General features: G+C 59.0%; 23 protein-coding genes. 12 read left to right on the plus strand and 11 right to left on the minus strand.

Annotation, left to right across the window (positions count from 1 at the left end; all coding sequences use genetic code 11):
• Both PHAMO_RS09785 and PHAMO_RS09790 read right to left on the minus strand, forming a co-directional pair.
• Complete coding sequence (locus tag PHAMO_RS09785; RefSeq protein ID WP_002728888.1) at positions 1 to 357, minus strand: (2Fe-2S) ferredoxin domain-containing protein; 357 nt, start codon at positions 355 to 357, stop codon at positions 1 to 3.
• Between the two features lie 3 nt (positions 358 to 360).
• Positions 361 to 612 carry a DUF6489 family protein gene (locus PHAMO_RS09790; RefSeq protein WP_002728890.1) on the minus strand — a complete coding sequence of 84 codons (252 nt, stop codon included), beginning with the start codon at positions 610 to 612 and terminating at the stop codon, positions 361 to 363.
• A 160-nt stretch (positions 613 to 772) separates the two neighbouring features.
• Between PHAMO_RS09790 and PHAMO_RS09795 the strand changes: the two genes are divergently transcribed.
• The 4 genes from PHAMO_RS09795 to scpB all read left to right on the plus strand — a co-directional run bounded on the left by PHAMO_RS09795 (position 773) and on the right by scpB (position 4,593).
• Complete coding sequence (locus PHAMO_RS09795) at positions 773 to 2,734, plus strand: thioredoxin domain-containing protein (protein WP_002728892.1); 1,962 nt, start codon at positions 773 to 775, stop codon at positions 2,732 to 2,734.
• A gap of 102 nt (positions 2,735 to 2,836) precedes the next feature.
• Positions 2,837 to 3,292 (plus strand): methylated-DNA--[protein]-cysteine S-methyltransferase, encoded by a 456-nt coding sequence (locus PHAMO_RS09800; protein ID WP_002728894.1) that lies wholly within the window; start codon positions 2,837 to 2,839, stop codon positions 3,290 to 3,292.
• Complete coding sequence (locus PHAMO_RS09805) at positions 3,289 to 3,684, plus strand: hypothetical protein (RefSeq protein WP_002728896.1); 396 nt, start codon at positions 3,289 to 3,291, stop codon at positions 3,682 to 3,684. Before PHAMO_RS09800 ends, PHAMO_RS09805 begins: the two co-directional genes overlap by 4 nt.
• 129 nt (positions 3,685 to 3,813) lie before the next feature.
• Positions 3,814 to 4,593: a methylmalonyl-CoA decarboxylase gene (gene scpB / locus PHAMO_RS09810; protein WP_002728898.1), complete on the plus strand. Its 780-nt coding sequence runs from the start codon at positions 3,814 to 3,816 to the stop codon at positions 4,591 to 4,593.
• Positions 4,594 to 4,703: 110 nt separating this feature from the next.
• Here the strand turns inward: scpB and rho are convergent, their stop codons facing one another.
• From rho to hemE, 4 genes are all read right to left on the minus strand, one after another.
• Positions 4,704 to 5,960: a transcription termination factor Rho gene (gene rho, locus PHAMO_RS09815; RefSeq protein WP_002728900.1), complete on the minus strand. Its 1,257-nt coding sequence runs from the start codon at positions 5,958 to 5,960 to the stop codon at positions 4,704 to 4,706.
• 257 nt (positions 5,961 to 6,217) lie between these two features.
• Positions 6,218 to 6,655, minus strand: a complete 438-nt coding sequence (gene hemJ, locus PHAMO_RS09820) for a protoporphyrinogen oxidase HemJ (protein ID WP_040566629.1) — start codon at positions 6,653 to 6,655, stop codon at positions 6,218 to 6,220.
• Positions 6,649 to 7,680 carry a ferrochelatase gene (hemH, locus tag PHAMO_RS09825; protein WP_002728904.1) on the minus strand — a complete coding sequence of 344 codons (1,032 nt, stop codon included), beginning with the start codon at positions 7,678 to 7,680 and terminating at the stop codon, positions 6,649 to 6,651. The genes hemJ and hemH overlap by 7 nt, the downstream gene beginning before the upstream one ends.
• Positions 7,677 to 8,717: a uroporphyrinogen decarboxylase gene (hemE, locus tag PHAMO_RS09830; RefSeq protein WP_002728906.1), complete on the minus strand. Its 1,041-nt coding sequence runs from the start codon at positions 8,715 to 8,717 to the stop codon at positions 7,677 to 7,679. Before hemE ends, hemH begins: the two co-directional genes overlap by 4 nt.
• Before the next feature lie 408 nt (positions 8,718 to 9,125).
• Here hemE and PHAMO_RS09835 point away from each other — a divergent pair, with 408 nt between their 5' ends.
• From PHAMO_RS09835 to coaE, 4 genes are read left to right on the plus strand one after another with little or no spacing between them, the layout of a single operon-like run.
• The gene (locus PHAMO_RS09835) at positions 9,126 to 9,956 is read left to right on the plus strand and encodes a pyruvate, water dikinase regulatory protein (protein ID WP_040566633.1); all 831 of its coding nucleotides are present in this window, start codon (positions 9,126 to 9,128) and stop codon (positions 9,954 to 9,956) included.
• Complete coding sequence (locus tag PHAMO_RS09840; protein WP_002728910.1) at positions 9,953 to 10,543, plus strand: Maf family protein; 591 nt, start codon at positions 9,953 to 9,955, stop codon at positions 10,541 to 10,543. The genes PHAMO_RS09835 and PHAMO_RS09840 overlap by 4 nt, the downstream gene beginning before the upstream one ends.
• Entirely contained in the window at positions 10,540 to 11,382 is an 843-nt protein-coding gene (locus PHAMO_RS09845; RefSeq protein ID WP_002728912.1) for a shikimate dehydrogenase, read from the plus strand. Before PHAMO_RS09840 ends, PHAMO_RS09845 begins: the two co-directional genes overlap by 4 nt.
• The gene (gene coaE / locus PHAMO_RS09850) at positions 11,379 to 11,966 is read left to right on the plus strand and encodes a dephospho-CoA kinase (RefSeq protein ID WP_002728914.1); all 588 of its coding nucleotides are present in this window, start codon (positions 11,379 to 11,381) and stop codon (positions 11,964 to 11,966) included. The genes PHAMO_RS09845 and coaE overlap by 4 nt, the downstream gene beginning before the upstream one ends.
• Before the next feature lie 93 nt (positions 11,967 to 12,059).
• Here the strand turns inward: coaE and PHAMO_RS09855 are convergent, their stop codons facing one another.
• Both PHAMO_RS09855 and PHAMO_RS09860 read right to left on the minus strand, forming a co-directional pair.
• Positions 12,060 to 13,130 carry a MaoC family dehydratase gene (locus PHAMO_RS09855; protein WP_002728915.1) on the minus strand — a complete coding sequence of 357 codons (1,071 nt, stop codon included), beginning with the start codon at positions 13,128 to 13,130 and terminating at the stop codon, positions 12,060 to 12,062.
• Positions 13,127 to 14,023 (minus strand): HpcH/HpaI aldolase/citrate lyase family protein, encoded by an 897-nt coding sequence (locus PHAMO_RS09860; RefSeq protein WP_002728917.1) that lies wholly within the window; start codon positions 14,021 to 14,023, stop codon positions 13,127 to 13,129. Before PHAMO_RS09860 ends, PHAMO_RS09855 begins: the two co-directional genes overlap by 4 nt.
• A 105-nt stretch (positions 14,024 to 14,128) precedes the next feature.
• On the opposite strand from PHAMO_RS09860, the gene pdxY reads away from it, so the two are divergent.
• Together pdxY and PHAMO_RS09870 are read left to right on the plus strand one after the other, a co-directional pair.
• Entirely contained in the window at positions 14,129 to 14,992 is an 864-nt protein-coding gene (gene pdxY / locus PHAMO_RS09865) for a pyridoxal kinase PdxY (protein ID WP_002728919.1), read from the plus strand.
• A gap of 74 nt (positions 14,993 to 15,066) precedes the next feature.
• Positions 15,067 to 15,696, plus strand: coding sequence for a LysE family translocator (locus tag PHAMO_RS09870; RefSeq protein ID WP_002728921.1), 630 nt, complete (start codon positions 15,067 to 15,069; stop codon positions 15,694 to 15,696).
• Between the two features lie 52 nt (positions 15,697 to 15,748).
• Here the strand turns inward: PHAMO_RS09870 and hslU are convergent, their stop codons facing one another.
• From hslU to PHAMO_RS09885, 3 genes are all read right to left on the minus strand, one after another.
• On the minus strand, positions 15,749 to 17,068 hold the full coding sequence (gene hslU, locus PHAMO_RS09875) for an ATP-dependent protease ATPase subunit HslU (RefSeq protein ID WP_002728923.1): 1,320 nt from the start codon (positions 17,066 to 17,068) through the stop codon (positions 15,749 to 15,751).
• Positions 17,065 to 17,613: an ATP-dependent protease subunit HslV gene (hslV, locus tag PHAMO_RS09880; RefSeq protein ID WP_002728925.1), complete on the minus strand. Its 549-nt coding sequence runs from the start codon at positions 17,611 to 17,613 to the stop codon at positions 17,065 to 17,067. Before hslV ends, hslU begins: the two co-directional genes overlap by 4 nt.
• Before the next feature lie 110 nt (positions 17,614 to 17,723).
• A complete protein-coding gene (locus PHAMO_RS09885; protein ID WP_002728927.1) occupies positions 17,724 to 18,764 on the minus strand; it encodes a DNA/RNA non-specific endonuclease in 1,041 nt (346 codons plus the stop codon).
• Between the two features lie 317 nt (positions 18,765 to 19,081).
• On the opposite strand from PHAMO_RS09885, the gene PHAMO_RS09890 reads away from it, so the two are divergent.
• Together PHAMO_RS09890 and typA are read left to right on the plus strand one after the other, a co-directional pair.
• Positions 19,082 to 20,101 (plus strand): adenosine kinase, encoded by a 1,020-nt coding sequence (locus PHAMO_RS09890; RefSeq protein ID WP_002728929.1) that lies wholly within the window; start codon positions 19,082 to 19,084, stop codon positions 20,099 to 20,101.
• Between the two features lie 47 nt (positions 20,102 to 20,148).
• Entirely contained in the window at positions 20,149 to 21,972 is a 1,824-nt protein-coding gene (gene typA / locus PHAMO_RS09895; RefSeq protein ID WP_002728931.1) for a translational GTPase TypA, read from the plus strand.
• The last annotated feature ends 124 nt before the right edge of the window (positions 21,973 to 22,096 follow it).

A 22,096-nucleotide genomic window follows, 5' to 3' on the forward strand; every position in this document is an offset into this window, starting at 1 on the left:
TTACGCCGTCAGCACGGGGCGGGCATCGGGTCCGAGCAACAAGCGCTCGACCCGGCCACCACGACCGAGATGGGTGTCGAGAATTTCGTCGATGTCGGCAATGGTCTCGAAGCGGTACCACACACCGTCGGGATAGACCACCAGCACCGGCCCCAATTCGCAACGCCCCAGACAGCCGGCGCTATTGACCCGAACGTCCTTGAGACCGAGCGCCTTGGCCCGGCTTTTCAGATGATCGCGGGCAGCTTCGGCGCCATGGCCGCCACAGCCCGCACGGGCGGAGTCAGCCGGGCGACGATTGGTGCAGATAAAAACATGAAGACGGAAATAAAGCTCTGAATCGGCGGACGAAGTCACGGGTCAACTCTCCTTGGGACGGCCGCTGGACGTAGCAAAATGCGACCAGAACAGTTTTTGTAATTGCTCCATCCCCTGAACCCCGGCCGGAAGCCAGACCTTGAACATCGTTTCCGGGTCAACGGCATTCAGACTCGATTCCATCTTCTCTTGAATCTGAGTCATCAGCGCTTGCTGCATCGGTTTGACATCGGGCAGACCGAGAAAGGTGCGCAATTCTTCCGGGGTGCACTCCACGTCGACGGTGATCTTCATGCTGGCTCCGATCCGGCCGGGTCGAGGGATGGCCGCTCTTGTCGCCGGCGGCCCGACACCCAAACTAAGCCTAGAGCCCAAACGGCGCAATCGCAGCCCAGACCGATGAGATGGGAAGCCGGACACGCCAACACCAGAGACGTCCCAGGGAGAGCAGGATATGCCGGTCAATCGTCTCGCCGCAGAGACCAGCCCTTATCTCCTCCATCATGCCACCGACCCGGTCGCGTGGCAGACGTGGGGAGCGGAAGCCCTGACCGAGGCAAAAACCCGTAACCGGCCAATCCTGCTGTCAATCGGCTATTCGGCTTGTCATTGGTGTCATGTGATGGCCAACGAAAGCTTTCGCGATCCCGCCATCGCCGCCCGGATCAACGATGGATTTGTTGCGATCAAAGTTGACCGCGAGGAACGGCCCGATCTCGATAGTGTGTATCAACATGCCTTGGCGATGATGGGACAGCCGGGCGGATGGCCGCTGACGCTGTTTTTGACGCCTGAGACAATACCATTTTGGGGCGGAACTTATTTTCCGCCGATGCGGCGTTATGGCCGTCCGTCTTTCGCCGAAGTGCTGGACGGGATCGCCACCGCCTGGAATCAGGACGACACTGCGATTGTCGCCCAGACCGAACGGATGCGAACTGCCCTCGCCCCCCTGACTTTATCTCCCGGTGGCGACGGGATCGCCCCCGGACTGGGGCGCGAAGTGGCGGAAGCGTGTCTGCCTCTGGCCGATCCGGTCCATGGCGGCTTTGGAGCCGCGCCGAAATTTCCTCAACCGGCGCTCTTGCGTTTTTTATGGCGTTCGCATTTGGCCGGAGCCGATCAACGTCTGGGAGAACAGGTGATCCTGACTCTTGACCGTCTGTGCGGGGGCGGCATCTGCGATCAGTTGGGGGGCGGTTTCATGCGCTATGCCACCGACTCCGCCTGGATCGTCCCGCATTTCGAAAAGATGCTGTACGACAATGCCCAGTTGATCGGTTTGCTGACTGAGGTGTGGCGGCGGACTGGCAGCCCGCGGTATCGCCAGGCCGTGGCCGAAGCCATAGAATGGCTCCAACGCGAGATGAGGATCGAAACCGGCGGTTTCGCTGCCGCGCTCGACGCCGACAGCGATGGCGAGGAAGGAGCGTTCTATACCTGGAGCGTCGAGGAGATCGAGTCCGCGCTCCCCCCTGCTCTCGCGGGGCGCATCCGTTCACTTTACGATATTCGCCCCGGCGGCAATTGGGAAAGCCGCTCGATTCTTCATCGCAATCATCCCCATGGGAACGACGACGAAACCGGCCTGAACGAAGCAAGAGCGCTGTTGCTGGCCAAACGATCCATCCGCCCTCGCCCTGCCCGCGACGACAAAATCCTGACCGACTGGAACGGAATGACGATCCGCGCCCTGGCCGAGGCAGGATTGGCCTTCGACCGGCCCGACTGGATTGAAACAGCGCGAGCTGCTTTTGCCTCCGTCGCCGCACGGGCCACTCTTCCCGGTGGCCGTCTTGCTCATGTCTGGTGCGCGGGCCGGGTTGGCCCGGTCGGCGTGATCGACGATTACGCCCACCTGGCAGCGGCGGCAATCGCGCTCTATACCACTGACGGAGACAAAAGCTATCTCGACCAGGCACAATTATGGCTCAACAGCGCCCATGACCATCATTGGGACCAGGATGGTAACGGCTACTTCCTGTCGGCAGACGATGCCGCCGACGTACCGATACGAACCAAACCCTTCTTTGATTCCGTTGTCCCCTCCGGCAACGGCGCGATGGCCGAAGTTCTAGCGTTGATGCATCTGGTCAGTGGCGAAGCCCAGTGGCATGACCGCGCTGAAGCGACCTTATCCGCCTTCTCCGCCGCCCTGCCCGACCAGGGAACGACAATGGCGGTGTTCCTCGATGCGCGTCATCTGCTCGACCATCCCCTAAAAGTAACGATTTTCGGCCCTGCCAACGATCCCGCTGCGGCTATTCTGCTTCGTACCGCGATCACCAGTGGACAAAATCCGCTGATCATCCGTGAACACGGTCCGGATTCTGCCAGAGCACACGTTTGTCGGGGGCCGTTTTGTCTTGCCCCGATCGACAATCCGAGCGCGCTTGAGGAAATTTTGAACCATTAAATTTTAAAGGCCATTTCTACATCTACCAAGGGTAAAAGCATTTGCCCTCAGTCGAAAAAAGGAGTCTTTCAGAACACCGATGGTCTGAGGTACTCTGTTGATATGGCTCATTTGTCTTTTAACTCTCCCGTTGGTCCGCTAGCGCTGTTCGAACAGAACGGCGCAATCGTCGCGCTCGATTGGGGCTGGCTCCCCGAAGCAGAGGAAACGCCGCTGCTGCTGCGCGCCCGCGACCAATTGGAAGCCTATTTCGACGGGCGCCTGCGGAGCGGCTTCGATTTGCCATTGGCTGCATCGGGAACAGAGTTCCAGAAGCGCGTATGGGCCTCTCTGACGGCGATTCCGTTTGGTGTCACCACCACCTACCGAGAGATCGCTTTGGCCCTAGGGAGTAGCCCGCGCGCCGTTGGCGGAGCATGTGGCCGCAACCCCATCCCGATCATCGTTCCCTGTCACCGCGTTCTTGGCGCGAATGGCAGTCTGGGCGGCTATTCCGGTATCGACGGAATAGAAACCAAGGCAGCGCTGCTGCAACTGGAGAACGGAGGTCAAAGGTGAGGCGATCGTCCCTGCGCAAAGCGGGGGTTTTCACCGCCTGTGGCGTTTGGATCTGCTGGGCGGTGTGGACCCAATTTCTGACGATGCCAAACGGGGAAGTCGAAAATCACAGCTCTTTGTCGGTCAAGGAGCGGATGAGCGACTGCGCCGGAAACTTTCAGCAGCGTTACGATTGCAAAAACAGCATCGTCATTGAAACCGACCGGATGACTTTTCTGAATATGGTCGGGCGAATCGTCATTGTGGTCCTGCCGCCGCTATTGCTGATCGGCGCAGTGAATTTGCAGTCACGGCGGCGCGACAACGACGACAGCGCGGATGACGACGAATGGGCCGATTCGTCTTCCTACCGTCGCCGCTATCATCGACGCAGCAAAAGCCGCCACGACTAGGCCATTTTTCTCCCTGACACTGTTCAGACGGAAAATGCAGTCAGTTCCGTGCGGCTTGATTCTTTTCCCTCTGGACCTGATTTCCGTTTGGTCCAGCCCTCCCCTTCACTGCCAGGAAAGAAGGCCACGATGAGCTTGACCAAAATCGAGCAAACCGGACACGTGCTGACCATCACCCTGACCAACCAGGAGCGGCGCAACGTCCTTAGCGAGGCGATGATTGAGGAAATTCTCAGCGGATTGGAGGAAGCGCGCACCGCTAAAGCACGCGCCGTCATCTTGCGGGCCGAACCTGGCGTCCGGGTCTGGTCGGCCGGACATGATATCTCGGAACTGCCGCACAGCCACCGCGATCCGCTGGGCTGGAGCGATCCATTGCGGGTCGTGATCCGGGCACTGGAAGAATTCCCTGCTCCGATTATTGCACTGATTGAAGGCGGCGTATGGGGTGGTGCCTTCGAAATGGTGCTGGCCTGCGATATCCTGGTGGCAACACCGGAATCCAGCTTTGCCATCACCCCGGCAAAACTGGGTATTCCCTATAATATCGTCGGCCTGTTGACCTTCATCAACGCCACAAATCTGCATGCGGTCAAAGAAATGGCCTTTTGCGCTCAACCGGTCAACGCCGATCGTGCCCTAACCTTGGGGATTGTTAATCATCTGCAACCGGCCGACAAAATCACCGAATTTTGCGCTGAAATGGCCCGTGGAATCGCCAAACTAGCGCCGTTATCCATCGCGGTGATGAAGGAAGAACTGCGCGTCCTCGCCTCGGCCCACGCGATTACCCCCCGGATGTTCGAACGGGTCCAGGGTCTACGCCGCAAGGTCTATGACGGCCACGATTATGTTGAAGGTGTCCGCGCTTTTCGGGAAAAACGCGCTCCGGTCTTTACCGGAGAATAAAATTAGCAGGGCTCCGCCCTGCACCCGCAAGGAGGCTCGCCTCCTTGACCTCCAATCCTTCCCCGAAAAGCCGATGGCTTTTCGGGGAGAGGGCCGGAAAAAACGAATCTCTACGAATTCATCGCATCGAAGAAGTCAGCATTATTCTTCGAGTGTTTCAGCTTATCGACAAGGAATTCCATCGCATCAACAACACCCATCGGCATCAGAATACGACGAAGCACCCACATCTTAGACAGGGTACCCTTTTCGACCAGCAATTCTTCCTTACGAGTGCCCGACTTCGTGATGTCAATCGCCGGGAACGTACGCTTATCGCTCAACTTACGATCGAGAATAATCTCAGAGTTACCAGTTCCCTTGAACTCTTCGAAAATAACTTCGTCCATACGAGAACCAGTATCGATCAAAGCGGTAGCAATAATCGACAATGAACCGCCTTCCTCGATATTACGAGCAGCACCGAAAAAGCGCTTAGGACGTTGCAGGGCATTAGCATCGACACCACCCGTCAGCACTTTTCCAGAGCTGGGAACAACCGTGTTGTAGGCACGGGCAAGACGGGTAATCGAATCCAACAGAATCACGACATCGCGCTTATGCTCGACAAGGCGCTTGGCCTTCTCCAGCACCATTTCCGTAACCTGAACGTGACGTGATGCGGGTTCGTCAAAAGTCGAGCTGATCACTTCACCCTTCACCGAACGCGCCATGTCGGTGACTTCTTCGGGACGTTCATCAATCAGCAATACGATCAAATAAACTTCGGGATGATTAGCGGAAATGGCATGAGCCATGTTCTGCAACATCACCGTCTTACCAGTACGCGGCGGCGCGACAATCAAAGCGCGCTGGCCCTTGCCAATCGGCGCGACCAGATCAATCACGCGGGTGGTAAGATCTTTCTTGGTCGGATCGTCAATTTCAAGACGAAGCTTTTCGTCAGGATAAAGCGGGGTCAAATTATCAAAATTAATACGGTGCCGTACATTTTCCGGCGGCTCGAAATTAATCGAATTGACCTTCAACAGCGCGAAATAACGCTCACCATCTTTCGGAGCCCGAATTTGCCCCTCGACCGTATCGCCGGTACGGAGACCGAAACGGCGCATCTGGCTCGGACTGACATAAATGTCATCGGGACCGGGAAGATAGTTGGCTTCTGGACTGCGCAGAAAACCAAAACCGTCCTGAAGGATCTCAAGAACGCCATCGCCGTAGATCGGAGTATCGTTATCGGCAAGCTGCTTCAGGATAGCGAACATCATGTCCTGCTTCCGAAGCGTGCTGGCGTTCTCAACCTCAAGCTCTTCGGCAAATGCCAATAGCTCGGCGGGAGACTTCTTTTTCAGGTCCTGAAGATGCATAGAGTAGGTATCCGTTCAAATGCCTTGGAGCGGATCATCGGTCCGACGGGCGCTGACCGGATACGGTCTCGGGCCACGGGCCAAAGCAAGGCCGGTCAGAATTGATCCGGCAAGGGGGCGGGACGGGTAAATTCAGCCGGGGTAAAGAGCAAACCCGGAATATTTGCTCACCTTTAGCCAAAGTGTCGTCTGCTGTCAAACGGGATTAGCATAAAAGAGAACATCCCGGACCGAGGGGCCGATCCGGGATCGGTCGATCAGAACGGTTTTACGATCACCAAAATGACGATTGCGATCATCAAAAGGGTCGGCCCTTCGTTCAGAACGCGAAAGAACTTTTCCGGCCGTGTATTGCGATCGGCGGCAAAATCGTTCTTACAGCGTATCAGGAACAGATGCGAGACCGTCATCAAAATCACGAAAGCCAGTTTCGCATGAAACCAGGGCTGGGAAAACATATCCATGTCGATCGCGATCCACAATCCCAGCACCCAGCTGAGAATCATCGCTGGCGTCATGATCGCCTTCAACAGGCGTCGTTCCATCACCTTGAACTTTTCCGAGGATTCGGAACCGGGTTGGACCTGAGTGTGATAGACAAACAGACGCGGTAAATACAACATTCCCGCCATCCACGAAATAACCGCGATGACGTGAACGGATTTAACCCAAAGATAGCCTTCACCACTCAGCATTGACAGCCTCTTCCTAAACAGGTTTGGCCCAAAGAACTGCATCCACCTTTTCCAGACCCAGACTTTGGATCACGCACAACTTCGGCCAGAGCTTTGATGAAAAAGGGATGACAGCCCAACGCAGGCACCCGGATATATCCCGGAATCCCCAGCGCTTCAGCCTGTTGACGATATTCGATATCGAGTTCGACCAGCGTTTCAGAATGTTCAGAGACGAAGGCAACCGGAACCACCACAACTGGAACGTGATCCTGGCCGGCGCGTTCAAGCTCGCTTTGGATTGAAGGCCCAATCCATTCCATCGAACCGACCCGGCTTTGGTAGCACAACGCCCAATCGAGATCGGGAATTCCCGTGGCTTTTGCCACCGCCTGAGTCGTTTGCTCGACCTGAGCCTGATAGGGGTCGCCATTATCGATCATCTTTTTCGGCAGACTGTGAGCCGAAAAAAGAATCCGCGGCGTGCCCTGCGCTTTTGCTTCTTCATAACCGAGGCGAACCAGATCGGCCAAAGCCTCGACCATATAACGCTGAGTTGGATAGCAACAGGACAGCCGCGACGGAATGCGTAACCGCAGTCTTTTTGCCTGCGATTTCCATTCCTTCAAGGAAGATCCCGCCGTGGTCATCGAAAATTGCGGGTATAGAGGCAGAAGAACAACCTTATCCGCTTTCCAGGCTTTAACGGATTCAACCGTTTCACTGGTAAACGGATGCCAATACCGCATTGCAATAAAGCAACGGTAGCCGGGGCCAAGCAATTGCTCCAGCTCGCGGGCTTGGGCCTCCGTCTGGGCGACCAGAGGAGACCTTCCCCCAAGATTGGCATAGATGTCGCGCGCAGCGGGCGCCCGCCGCTTGGATATCATCTTGGCGATCAGCCAGCGCAGAGGGGCCGGGACGTCGATGATCGCCCTGTCGTTGAACAGGTTGAACAAAAACGGCTCGACCGCCTCGGGACTGTCAGGACCACCGAGGTTGAACAGCACGACGGCTGTTCTACTGCCCGCTGCGTCGGTCATCATCCCTTCCAGTTTTTAACCCGCTCTGCCAGCCGGGCAACATTTTCCGGCGGGGTCGGGGGGACGATACCATGCCCGAGATTGAAGATGAACGGACCCTTGCCGAGCTTGGTCAGGACCCGATCGATACCGGCATCAAGCGCTTCGCCGCCCGCGACCAGCAACAGCGGGTCGAGATTGCCCTGAACGGTGCAATGCGGCTGCAATTCGGCGGCGGCCCAATCCAGCGGGACCGACGAATCGATCGAAACGCCATTGACCTTGGTTTCGGTGACATAACGCTTGTACAGAACGCCGGCTCCACGCGGGAAGCCGATCACCGGAACGCCGGGACGTTCGGCGCGGATACGCTCGACCAGAGCACGGGTGGGGGCGATAACCCACGCGTCGAACTGCTCTTCGGGCAAAGCGCCGGCCCAGGTGTCGAAAATCTGGATGACTTCGGCACCGTTGTCGATCTGACGGATCAGATAATCGCCGGTAGCCTGGGTCAGCAGAGCCATCAGGCGGGCGAACAGCTCCGGCTGCGAGAACATCATCCCCTTGGCGTTGGGGAAGTCCTTCGAGCCACTGCCTTCGATCATATAGGTCGCCACCGTCCACGGAGCACCGGCAAAGCCGATCAGAGCGGTCGTGGAGGGGATCGACTTGGCCAGACCTGCCATCGTGGCATAGACCGGCGCGAGGTGCTGGTGGAAGCCCGAGAGGTTGAGACGGTCAAGGTCTGCTGCTGAGCGAATCGGCGGCAGTACCGGACCTTCGCCTTCCTTGAAGGAGACTTTCTGTCCGAGCGCATCGGGAACGACCAAAATGTCGCTGAACAGGATGGCGGCATCGAAACCATAGCGGCGCAGCGGCTGCAACGTCACCTCGACCGCCAGATCCGGCGTGTAACACAGATCGAGGAAGCTGCCGGCCTGCGTGCGAGTGGCACGATATTCCGGAAGGTACCGACCAGCCTGACGCATCAGCCAGAATGGCGGAGGAGTGAGGGTTTCGCCGGAAAGGGCGCGGAGGAAGCGTTTGGTTGAGTTGGACACTGGGTCAGCCTTGGTTCGAGTGGTCTCCCCTCTCTTACCTTCTTTAGGAGTTAAGGAAAAGAAGGCAGTGTGTAGAGGATACCTGTGGATGATGGGGATTAGATTCTCTCCCCAAATTATCCCCAGGCTTGTCCGGTCGGCGTGGTTCGGTCCGGCGGATCGTGGGAATTTCGGGAATGCTCAAAGCCAAGTCCTTGATTCCAAGCGGTCCAAAGCCTTGCGGATAAAGCTGTGGATAATGGGGAAAACTCGTTGCCGCAAGGCTAATTCACGTTATTCTCGCCTAAGGGCATAAAAGTTATGGACAGACTCATCGGTCGGCGCATGGAATATGAGCCAACGGGGAGCGAATCCAGCGAGTCTCGTCCAGACCCCGGTTATCCCCATGATTGGAACTTTTCCACTGGCATGGCTGACCTTCATCTTCATCTCGTTTCCGACGCCACCGGCGAAACCATCACCTCGATGGCTCGCGCCTGTCTGGTGCAGTTTGAATCGGTGCATCCGGTTCAGCATAATTGGTCGCTGGTCCGTACTCAGGGCCAGATCGAGCGGGTTATTGCTGGAATTCAGGAAAATCCCGGTCTTGTCCTCTTCACGCTGGTCGATCGCACTGTCCGCTTGAAGCTCGAAGACGCCTGTCGCCGTCGCTCGATTCCGTGTATTTCGGTGCTCGATCCGGTGATGGCAGCGCTGTCGGCGTTTCTCGGTACCACCGTCAATGCACTGCCTGGTCGGCAATATCAGCTCGACGCCGAATATTTTCGCCGTATCGACGCGATGCAATTCACCCTGGCTCATGACGATGGTCAGTTGATCGAACTGCTTGAGGAAGCCGATGTGGTTTTGGTCGGAGTCTCGCGCACCTCGAAAACGCCGACCAGCATGTATATCGCCAACCGTGGCTTGAAATGTGCCAACTATCCTCTGGTTCCGGGCGTTCCGATTCCTCATGAACTAGAGCATGCGGTCAATCCCTTGGTGGTCGGTTTGACCAAGGATCCCAAAAGCTTGTCCGATATCAGGCGGGCGCGGCTGCGTCTTCTTAATCAGACCGAAGAAGCCGATTACGCCCAGTACGAACGGGTCAAGGAAGAGGTGCAAAGCGCTCGGCGTCTCTTTACCCGTTTGGGATGGCCGGTGGTCGATGTCACTCGTAAATCGATCGAAGAGGCTTCGGCGACAATCATACAGTTGCACGATCAGCGACTGGATCGCCTGCGCGAGTCGGCGCAATGATCGTTCTCGCCTCAGCGAGCAGCGCCCGTCGGGCGCTGCTCGCTGCCGCCGGAGTGATGGTGACGGTCGATCCGGCCAAAATCGACGAAAATCCCACGAAGCAAAGTCTGCGCGAGCGTCGTGCTCATCCTGCCGCGATTGCCGAAAATTTAGCCGTTTTAAAAGCGCTGGACGTTTCAACTCGGGCACCGGGGGCGCTGGTGATCGGGGCCGATCAGACTCTTGATCTCGCAGGAACAGATTTCGATAAACCGCGCGACCGGGCCGAAGCCCGATCGCAGCTTCAAGCCCTGCGCGGTCGAACGCATCGTTTATTCAGCGCCGTGGCCGTCGTTCGCGACGGCCAGACCCGTTGGCGTCACGTCGCCGAAGCCCGTCTGACAATGCGTGAATTTTCCAACGCCTTTCTGGAGGATTATCTGGATCGGGCCGGAGATTCGGTGCTGTCCTCGGTCGGCGGTTATCAGCTCGAAGGGCTGGGAGCGCAGTTATTCACAGCTATCGAGGGCGATTTTTTCACTATTCTCGGGCTGCCGCTTTTACCCTTGCTCGATTTTTTGCGGATCGACGGAGATTTGCCGACATGATTCTGACGGGAAAAGCCCGGCTGGCTGGTGTCGCCGGTTGGCCGGTGGGACATTCGCGTTCGCCCCGTTTGCATGGGTTTTGGTTGGAAAAATTAGGCATCGACGGTGCCTATCTGCCGCTCGCGATTGCGCCTGAAGATCTTACTCAGGCGATCGTGACTCTGCCAAAACTAGGATTTCGGGGCATCAATCTGACGATTCCGCACAAGGAAGCGGTGTTGCCGCTGCTGGATACCATTGAGCCGCTGGCGGCGCGGATCGGTGCGGTTAATACACTGATATTTAAAGAGAATGGAACGGTTGAAGGACGGAATACCGACGCTTTCGGCTTTCTGGAAAATTTGCGCCGGGGTGCACCGCACTGGCATCCGCATGACGGTCCGGCGGTGGTGATCGGCGCGGGCGGTGCCGCTCGCGCCGTTATTGCCGCTCTGACCGATGCTGGCCTGAACGAAATCCGCCTAGTCAATCGCAGCCGCGACCGTGCCGAACGGTTGGCACGGGATCTTGGCGGTCCGGTTATCGTTGGCGATTGGGAAAAGCGTGCTTCTTTGCTTGAAGGCGCGGCACTGCTGGTGAACACGACCTCTCTCGGCATGGCGGGGCAGCCTCCGCTTGATCTTGATCTTGCCGCCCTCCCCCTCTCTGCAATCGTTACAGATATCGTTTATGTTCCGCTGGAAACACCGTTGCTTGCGGCCGCGCGTAAGCGCGGCAATCTTGCAATCGATGGGTTGGGGATGCTGTTGTGGCAGGCGGTGCCCGGATTTTCGGCTTGGTTTGGGACTGAACCCGAGGTTACCGACGAATTGCGTGCTTTTGTTCTGTCGGATCAATGAAGATTATCGGTCTTACTGGTTCGATTGGGACCGGAAAAAGCACGGCTGCGCGGATGCTGGCTCGACTGGGTTTTCCGGTGCACGATGCCGATGCGACAGTCCACGCCTTGTTTGCACGTGGGGGGAAAGCCGTGGCCGCAGTCGAAGCCGCTTTTCCTGGAGTTGTTCGTGACGGAGCGGTCGATCGTGCCGCTTTGGGACGGATGGTTTTTGGTGATTCGGCGGCGTTAAAACGGCTTGAGGTGATCGTTCATCCTCTGGTCCGTGCTGCGGAACAGGCATTTTTATATCGTCAGCGTCGCCGTCGTGCTCGTGCGGTGGTGCTCGATATTCCTCTGTTGTTTGAAACCGGAGGGGCGCGCCGCTGCGATGTTGTTGTTGTTGTCACCTGTCCCCGTTTTCTTCAGGCGCAACGGGTACTTGCCCGTTCCGGGATGACGCCGGAGCGGTTAGAGCAAATTCGTGCGCGGCAGATGCCCGATGCCGAAAAAATTCGCCGCGCCGATATTGTTATCCCCACCGGATTAGGGCGATGCCCGGCCTTGCGCTTGTTGAAACGGAGTCTGATGCCGGGGTCCGCGTAGCCCCGTAAGGGGCTAGCGGTTCTTTGACATAAAAAGGAATGGGGGTCTGGGGCCTTCAGGCCCCAGCGGGTGCAGGGCAGAGCCCTGCAAAAATTATCCCCTCCGTCTTGGTATCAGCACGGTGTAATCGAAATCGAGCACCACGGCCGGGTCGATATCGTGGCCGTTTTCGGCGAAGAGCGGGAAATCGCCGCAAGGACAGTCGCGGGTGGCGACCAAGCGCAGGCGCAAGGCTCCCACATCGTCACGGCCGGGGATCTCGATGCGTTGTAGCACTTCGGACCAGGCGAAAATCGTGTCGCCGGCGAAGGTTGGGTTGGCATGGCGGCCGCCATTGATCGCGACCAGTTTGAACGCATTGCCGAGACCGTTAAACGACAGGGCGCGGGCCAGCGAGATGATGTGGCCGCCATAGATCAGGCGGCGGCCAAAGCGACCTTTTCCCTCGGTAAATTGATTGAAATGAACCCGTGCGGTGTTTTGCCACAACCGGGTCGCCATCATATGTTCGGCTTCCTCGATGGTGCTTCCATCGACGTGATCTATTTTCTCTCCGGGGGAATAATCGTCCCACAGATAGGGACTTCCAGCCAGAACCGCGTCGTAGCGGTCAAGCTGCAATTCGGTGGGGAGGATCAGATCGCCAGCGGCAACGGCGGTGGGAAGATCGGGCACCAGGGTTTCGGCGAGAACCGCGTTAGGGTCACGTTTGCGCACCATGACCCAACGGATATAGTCGAGCACGGTTTCGCCGCGCTGATTCAGGCCGGTGGTGCGGACGTAAACGACGCCGGTCTGACGGTTCGAATTTTCCTTGATCCCGATCACCGTCGAAACGGCGGACAGGGTATCGCCGGGAAAGACCTGAACCCCGAAGCGACCGGCGGCATAGCCTAAATTCGCGACGGCATTGAGGCTGATATCCGGGACGGTCTTACCGAACACGATGTGAAAGGCGAGCAGATCGTCGATAGGAGCGCGACCCTTTTCGGCAAGGCCGATCGCGCTGGCGAACTTGGCCGAGGATTGCGGGGCAAAGCGTGATCCGTACAACGCGGTGTAAAGGGCGACGTCACCCTCGGTTACCGTGCGCGGGGTGGCATGGCGGATCACTTGCCCGAGGCGGAAATCCTCAAGAAAATTGCCTTGATTGGTCTTGCTCATGACGATGAATCCTTAAGGGCGGAATCCAGTCGGGCGATCCGGGTCGCGAGATCGACCAATCTGCGGGCATTTTCAACGTGAAGAAGCTCAATAAGCCTGCCACCGACGACAACGACGCCCTTGCCGGCGGCGACGGCCTCGGTATGCGCGGCAATGATCGCTTTTGACCATTCGATTTCTTTTTCGGTCGGTGCGAAGACCCGGTTGGCGGTGGCGATGGTTTTCGGATGGATTAGGGTCTTGCCGTCGAAGCCCAGGTCTTGCCCCTGGCGGCAGGCGTTTTCAAAGCCTTCGTCGTCTTCGAGGTCGAGATGGACACCATCCAGCGCCGCCAGTCCGCTGGCTCGAGCCGCAAGCAGACAGAGCCCCAGAGCCGTTACCATCGGTTGACGGTCGCGGGTGTGGGCGCAGTGCAGATCCTTGGCCAGATCCGAGGTTCCCATCACGAATCCAGCCAGACGCGGCGTCGAATCGGCGATTTCAGCGGAACGCAGCACGCCGCGCGGAGTTTCCAGCATGCACCAGATCGCCATCGAGGCGGGCGCTCCGGCGGCAACCATTGCGGCTTCGACCTGACGAACCATGTCGGCGCTTTCGACCTTGGGAATCAAGATCGCGTCGGCACCTGATTTCGCGGCGGCGACGATATCGCTTTGTCCCCAGGGGGTAGCCAGACCGTTGACGCGGACCAGAAGTTCGCGGTCGCCATAGCCACCTGCTTTCAAAGCCTCGACCACCTGGCGTCGGGCGTCGTCCTTGGCGTCGGGAGCAACGGCGTCTTCGAGATCGAGAATCAGGCCATCGGCGGCCAAAGTCCGCGCTTTGTCGAGCGCGCGCGGGTTCGATCCCGGCATGTAGAGGACGGAACGGCGGGGCCGGGTCGTGGCAGCCATGAGGAAAATCCTCCGATCGTTTAAAAAGGGGTTCGAAGCGTAACAATCTTGCCTTTCGATGGCAAGGTTGCGGCGCAACATTGCGTCGTATATACCGAGACGACGATGAAGATTGTTTCTCTCCAATCCGCCGTTGCCTATGGGTATGTCGGTAACTCAGCCGCGCTGCTGCCGTTGCAGCGGTTGGGCCATGAGGTCTGGCCGATCGACAGCGTGCAATTCTCCAACCATCCCGGCTATGACGGTTTTCGGGGGATGCGGCTTCCCGCCGCTCATCTGATTGCAATGATCGAAGGCTTGGCTGCGGTCGGGGCGCTGGAATCCTGCGATGGCCTTTTGACCGGCTATCTGGGCGAGGCCGATACGGTCGAGGCGGCGGTTCTCGCCGCCGATCTGATTCGCCGGGCGAATCCAGATGCGCTTTATTTATGCGATCCGGTGATGGGCGATGTGCCTTACGGTTTGTATGTCGATTCCGACTTGCCCGAGGCGTTTCGCAGTCGTCTCCTTCCGCTCGCCGACATCGTGACGCCCAACCGCTTCGAACTGGAGTGGCTTAGTCGCCGTCCGGTGACCGATCAGACCGACGCTGTTGTTGCCGCGCGCGCTCTGCTGGCCGGGCCGGAGCAGGCAGGGCCAAGACTGACGGTCGTCACCAGCTTGGAAGACGGTGACGATGCCCTGATCGTGCTGGCGGTGACGACAGAGCACGCTTGGCGGATACGTACGCCTCGCCTGCCCTTTTCTCCCGAACCGAGTGGAACCGGCGACGTGTTGGCGGCGCTTCTGTTTGGGCATCTTCTGTCTGGGCGCGCGGTGCCCGAAGCGTTGGATCTGGCGGTATCGGGTTTGTTTGCCGTGTTGGAACGAACCAGGGCTGACCGACGGCGCGAACTCGCCCTGGTCGCGGCTCAGGATGTGATGATTGCGCCAATCCGTCGCTTCGGAGCCGAGTTGATCCTGCCTTGAACCAAGGAGGTTGCCTTGCGGGGCCAATTGGTTTTTGCTGACGCCCGCATCGTGACCGCAAAGGCATTCCCATTTTGGACGTTGATGTCGATCTGCCCCTGTTCCTGCGCGGCATCGCGATCGGCTTTGCCGTCGCTGCACCGATTGGGCCGGTGGGAATTCTCTGTATTCGCAAGGCGCTGGCCGACGGACGGCTGGCCGCGTTCGTTGCTGGTCTTGGCGCCGCGCTGGCCGACACGTTGTTCGGCGCGGTCGCGGTGCTGGGAATCGGTGCCGTTGTCCAAGGCTTGCAGGGGCAGACGGAGACGTTAAAGATTGTCGGCGGTCTGTTTATGATCGGCCTGGGTCTGCATACCTGGCGCAGCGCCGCCTTCGACGTCGGCCCAGATGCAGAGAAATCAGGAAAGTGGCGCGATTTCGTCACCACCTTCTTTATAACCATCACCAATCCCGGCACTATCTTGGGCGTGGCAGGTGTGTTTGCTGCGCTGGGACCGTCCAGTCGTGCCGAGGGACAGGTTCAAGCCGGCCTTCTGATCTCCGGAATTTTCATCGGTTCGGCGCTGTGGTGGCTGGTGCTGTCAGCAGCGGCGGCCGCCGCGCGCGGTCACGTCACTCCCCGGCGGATGAAGCTGTTCAACCACGGTTCCGGCGCATTGTTGATTGTGTTTGGCACCGCCGCAATGGGCAGTCTGCTGCTGTAGTACCACCAGATCCCGATGATCAGACCTCATCGGGATCTGGTGGATAAGACACTTACAAAATAAACTTGGCGAGATCGGCTTGCTTCGACAGCTCGCCAACCCGTTCGCGCACCAGATCGGCAGTGATGGTGATGCGGGTTCCGGGGGGCTGATCCGGGGCGGAAAAGCTGATTTCCTCCAGCAATCGTTCCATCACGGTGTGCAACCGTCGTGCGCCGATATTCTCTACTGTCGAATTGATTTCGGCGGCAAGGTCGCCAATCGCGGTGATCGCGTCTGGCTCAAACTCCAATTCGACGTCTTCGGTCGCGAGCAAGGCCCGGTATTGCTTGATCAGGCTTGCTTCCGGCTCGGTCAGGATGCGGACCAGATCGTCGCGACTAAGCGGCTTCAACTCGACGCGGATCGGCAAGCGGCCCTGAAGTTCGGGCAGCAGATCCGACGGCTTTGCGAGGTGGAACGCACCCGAGGCGATGAACAGGATATGGTCGGTTTTGACCGATCCGTGTTTGGTGGCGACGGTCGTGCCTTCGATCAGCGGCAACAGGTCGCGCTGGACCCCCTCGCGGCTGACATCGCCGCCGACATGATGCTCGGACGAGCGGGCACAGATCTTGTCGATCTCATCGATGACGACGATACCGTTGTTTTCCACCGCCCAGATCGCGTCTTTGACGACCCGGTCCTGATCGAGCAGTTTGTCGGATTCCTCGGCGGTCAGAACCACCATCGCGTCCTTGACCGGCATGCGGCGGGTTTTGGTGCGGCCACCCAGCGCCTTGCCAAGGATTTCGTTGATATTGACCATTCCCATCTGCGACCCCGGCATGCCGGGAATGTCGAAGGTTGGGATTGGCCCGGCACTGTCGCTGGACTGAATTTCGACGTCCTTGTCGTCGAGCGAGCCTTCGCGCAGCATCTTGCGGAATTTCTGGCGCGTGTCCTGACCGGCGGATTCGCCGACCAGGGCATCGAGCAGACGCTCCTCGGCGGCAATCTCGGCCTTGGCGACAACCTGTTTGCGCAGGCGCTCGCGGGTCATCGTGATCGCCACCTCGACCAGATCACGGACGATCTGCTCGACATCGCGGCCGACATAGCCGACTTCGGTGAATTTGGTGGCTTCGACCTTGATGAACGGTGCCTGGGCGAGGCGGGCCAGACGGCGGGCGATCTCGGTCTTGCCGATGCCGGTCGGTCCGATCATCAGGATATTCTTGGGGAGCACTTCTTCGCGCAGGGTGTCGGACAGTTGCTGACGACGCCAGCGATTGCGCAAGGCGATGGCGACGGCGCGCTTGGCGTCGTGCTGGCCGATGATGAAGCGGTCGAGTTCGGAGACGATCTCGCGGGGGCTGAAGGCGGAGCTCATAGGCTTTCGACGATACAGTTGCGGTTGGTGTAAACACAGATGTCGGCGGCGATCGACATCGCTTTGCGGGCGATGGCCTCGGCGTCGAGGGTGTCGATATCGATCAGGGCACGCGCGGCGGACAAGGCATAATTACCGCCCGAGCCGATGCCGATCAGCCCGTCTTCGGGTTCCAGCACGTCGCCCTGGCCGGTAAGAACCAGCGAGACGTCTTTGTCGGCGACGGCAATCATTGCCTCTAACTTGCGCAGATAGCGGTCGGTCCGCCAATCCTTGGCCAGTTCGACGCAGGCGCGGGTCAGCTGGCCCGGATATTTTTCCAGTTTGGCTTCCAGCCGTTCCAGCAGAGTGAAGGCGTCGGCAGTGGCACCGGCGAAACCGACCAGAATCTGATCGCCGCCAAGTCGCCGCACCTTGCGGGCATTCGCTTTGATGATGGTCGGCCCCAGGCTGACCTGACCGTCGCCAGCGATGACGACCTGTCCGCCTTTGCGAACCGACAGGATCGTGGTGCCGTGCCACGAAGGGGAAGACGAGTCCGCCATGATCGTTTTAAAATCTCCCGAACAAANAGCAATGATGGCCCAGCCCGAGCTTGGGCGCAATCCCTTGAGGGAGCCGGTTGAAGGTCGTGGAGCCTTGANAAACCAAAGGCTTATCGTGTTGTTGCACGTCCTCCGCACCGATCGCCGTAAAAATGCGGTGCGATGGGCCAGAGGGCGGCGTCCGAGGATGAAGAGATGGCGTGGCGAGACGATTCGTCAAGCCGGGTAAAGAAATCCAGCCCGGTTAGAGTCTCCAACCGGGCGACCGTTATCGCATAACGCCCAAGGTCATAAGATTCCTGTTGAGTGCCGGAACAGCGGCGATAGGCGGCAACGTCTTCGTCTTCGGCCTGGGGAAACAAAAAGGCGCGGGCCTCGATTCCCGCCTCGGTTTCAATCGCCAGAATCTTGAATACGGCATGGGGCACCGGCACTGGCACCGTGCTTGGACCCCCGATCATTTCGATTGAGCGACCGGGGGTGAAGACCGGACCGGCGATCGTCCACAATCGACCGAATCGATTGGCCGCTGCCGCCGCGTAATTTTCCAGCGCCAGCCAGTCCCCCTGGTTCAGCCGCGCATGTTGCGGCAGGGCATTAACGAAGACGTGACTGTTGCAACCTTCCTGCCAGGCAATTCGGTTGGCATGGGCGCGGGCGGCGAGATGACCGCGGTTCCACAGGGCGGCAAAGCCCCGATACGAGGAATCGAGTCCCCGACTCTCGATTTCGGGCCGATCATCCCAAAGAAAAGACGTTTGGTGCAGTTCGTACCACCGTGACGGCCGTCGTGCTCCTTGGGGGTGAACCGGTTGTCCGTCGTCATCGATCAGCGCCCGCATTTCATAGGCGACCCAGCGCGGCACCGCGCGATAGGGCGATCCAGTGCGTTCGGCTTCGGGACCGGGAAAGGCGCTGATAAACGGGCCGGTGACGATCTGTCGTTCGCCTGGGGGTTCGGTTCCGAACCGATCGTGATCCCATCCCGTCGGCACGTTGCTTTGATAGGGGAAATCAAGCTCGGCGCTTTGACTGCGGCAAGATGGCCCCTCGCGTGCCGGGGCGGCAATGGGAAAAATCAGCGTGGCGACCGTAAGGACGACACGCAAAAAATGAATAAGATGTAAACAACGGTTTAACAGGATTGCCATTGGCGTCTGATAATCCGTTTTAGGTGCATAACATTTTGAATGTAGGCATCGAATGGTGATTCATCAACCTGTAGAATCTTAAATCGCAACAAGATGCACCTAAAAGAAGTGGTGACAGGTCTGGCGCTGGCGAACGGTCAAAGACCGGTGCGAGACAAAGGTGTCCGGTGCTCTTTAGGGGGCCACAGGCAGTTTTTCGTTGTTCCAGCCGCAACCGGCGCTATACTGGACTTAATGTCACCGCCCGGGTCTCAGTTACCCCGGCGGCGTGACCGGCTGGCAAGCCGGTCGAACCGCGCGAAAGGCTCCTTTTGACGATGGCTGAGTCCCACACCCACGTCGCCGGTATCGGCAACGCGATTGTCGATGTGCTTGTCCAGGTTGAAGATTCTCTGTTGACTGACCTGGGTTTAACCAAGGGCATCATGACTTTGATCGATGATGTTCAGGCCGAGGCGATTTACGCCCGCCTGCCCTCAGGAATCGAATGCTCGGGCGGCTCGGCCGCCAACACCATTGCCGGTGTTGCCGCTCTGGGCGGTTCCGCCGCTTATATCGGCAAGGTCCGCAACGACCAGTTGGGGCAGGTCTTCCGCCACGATATCCGCAGCGCCGGGATCGTCTTCAACACCGAGGATGCCACCACCGGACCGGCGACCGCCCGCTGTTTCGTGCTGGTGACGCCCGATGCCCAGCGCACGATGCTGACCTACCTCGGTGCCTGTGTCGATTTGGGGCCGGATGACGTCGATGCCGCGGTGATCGCAGGCGCGGCCGTCACCTATCTCGAAGGCTATCTTTACGATCCGCCCGAGGCCAAGCGCGCCTTCCTGCGCGCCGCCGAAATCGCGCACGGCGCCGGGCGGCTGGTGTCGTTGTCGCTGTCCGATCCGTTCTGCGTCGATCGTCATCGCGAAGCCTTCCTCGACCTGATCGCCAACCATGTTGATATTTTGTTCGCGAATGAGGCGGAACTGTGTGCGCTCTATCGCACCGACTCGTTTGACGACGCGGTGCGTCAGGTGCGTGGTCACGCCCAGATCGCCGCAGTAACCCGCGGTCCGCGCGGTTCGGTCGTCGTTACCGCCGATTCCACTTATGTCGTTGCCGCCGACCCGGTTGAGACGGTGGTCGATACCACCGGAGCCGGCGATCTCTATGCAGCTGGCTTCCTCTATGGCTTCACCCAGGCTCTCGACCTGCCGACCTGTGCTTTGCTGGGCGGTATTGCCGCCGGCGAAGTGATCTCGCATGTCGGTGCTCGTCCGGTGTTGCCGTTGGCCGATCTGGCCCGGTCCCGACTGGGCGCTGGTTACCTTGAGGAACGTCGTAAATAAGGTCGGCCGGCTGCTTCACCCTTCCCCCCTCATTCACAGGCCCGTTCATGGAACTGCGCAACATCGCCATTATCGCCCACGTTGACCACGGCAAGACCACTCTGGTCGATGCCATGCTGAAACAGTCGGGCACCTTCCGCGAGAATCAACTCGTGGCCGAACGGGTGATGGACTCGAACGACCTGGAAAAAGAACGCGGTATCACCATTCTGGCCAAGTGCACCTCGGTCGACTGGCGCGGTATCCGCATCAACATCGTCGACACCCCCGGCCACGCCGATTTCGGTGGCGAAGTCGAACGCATCCTGTCGATGGTCGATGGCGTTGTGGTCCTGGTGGACGCGGCCGAAGGGCCGATGCCCCAGACCAAATTCGTTACCGGCAAGGCGCTTGGCCTTGGCTTGCGTCCGATCGTTGTTATCAACAAGGTCGATCGCGGCGACGCCCGGCCGCATCAGGTCCATGACGAATGCTTCGACCTGTTCGCGGCGCTGGATGCCGATGACGACCAGCTCGACTTCCCCACCATGTTCGCGGTTGGCCGCGATGGATGGGCCGACGATTCGCTCGAAGGCCCGCGCAAGGATCTCTCGTCGCTGTTCGATCTGATCGTTCGCCACGTTCCGCCGCCCAAGTGCGACCTTGATGCGCCTTTCGCGATGCTGGCGACGACGTTGGAAGCCGACCCCTATCTCGGCCGCGTTCTGACCGGCCGCATTCATTCCGGCACCGCGCGCCTCAACATGGCGGTGAAGAGCCTGTCGCGTGACGGCGATCTGCTGGAACAGTTCCGTATTTCAAAGATTTTGGCTTTCCGCGGCATCGAGCGGGTGCCGGTCGAAAGCGCCGAGGCCGGTGATATCGTCGCTCTGGCCGGCATGACCAAGTGCACCGTTGCCGACACCATTTGCGCCCCCGAGGCGGTCGAACCCCTGCACGCGCAGCCGATCGATCCGCCGACCCTGGCGATGATCTTCTCGGTGAATGACAGCCCGCTGGCCGGTCAGGAAGGCGACAAGGTTACCTCCCGCGTGATCGGCGCCCGTCTGTACCGCGAAGCGGAAAGCAACGTCGCGATCCGAATCAGCGAAACTCCGGGTAAGGACGCTTTCGAAGTCGCCGGTCGTGGCGAACTTCAGCTCGGCGTGCTGATCGAGACGATGCGCCGCGAAGGCTTCGAGCTGGGCGTGTCCCGCCCCCGCGTGTTGTTCCAGACCGACGAGAACGGCAAGCGGATGGAGCCGATCGAAGAGGTCTTCATCGATGTTGACGAGGAATATTCTGGCGTCGTCGTCGAGAAGATGAGCTTGCGTAAGGCCGAACTGACCGGCATGCGTCCGTCGGGCGGTGGCAAGACCCGCGTGACGTTCCTGGCTCCGTCACGCGGTCTGATCGGTTATCACGGCGAATTCCTCACCGATACCCGTGGTACCGGTCTGATGAATCGCGTTTTCCATGGCTATGCGCCTTACAAAGGTCCGATCGACGGTCGCCGTAATGGTGTTCTGATCTCGAACGGCACCGGCGAGGCGGTCACCTATGCTCTGTGGAACCTCGAAGATCGCGGCACGATGTTCATCCCCGGTGGTGTCCGCATCTATGAAGGCATGATCATCGGCGAACACACCCGTGGCAACGACCTTGAAGTCAACGCGCTGAAGGCCAAGCAGCTCACCAACATCCGCGCTGCCGGTAAGGACGAAGCGGTGAAGCTGACTCCGCATCGCCGGTTGAGCCTGGAGCAGGCCATCGCCTATATCGAGGACGATGAACTGGTCGAAGTCACGCCGAAATCGATCCGTCTGCGGAAGCGTTTGCTCGATCCCAACGAGCGCAAGAAGGCCGATCGGGCTTCGAAGAACAGCGACTAAACGACAGATTCCGGGATTTGGAGCCTCTGCTCCAAATCCCGGATCAAGCGACCGGGACTGTCCGGACGTTTACTAAAAATCACAGGGGGCGACCGCCGATGCGGTCGCCCCCTGTGTCGTTTCG

It is taken from the genome of Magnetospirillum molischianum DSM 120, from assembly GCF_000294655.1.
Classification (GTDB): domain Bacteria; phylum Pseudomonadota; class Alphaproteobacteria; order Rhodospirillales; family Magnetospirillaceae; genus Phaeospirillum; species Phaeospirillum molischianum.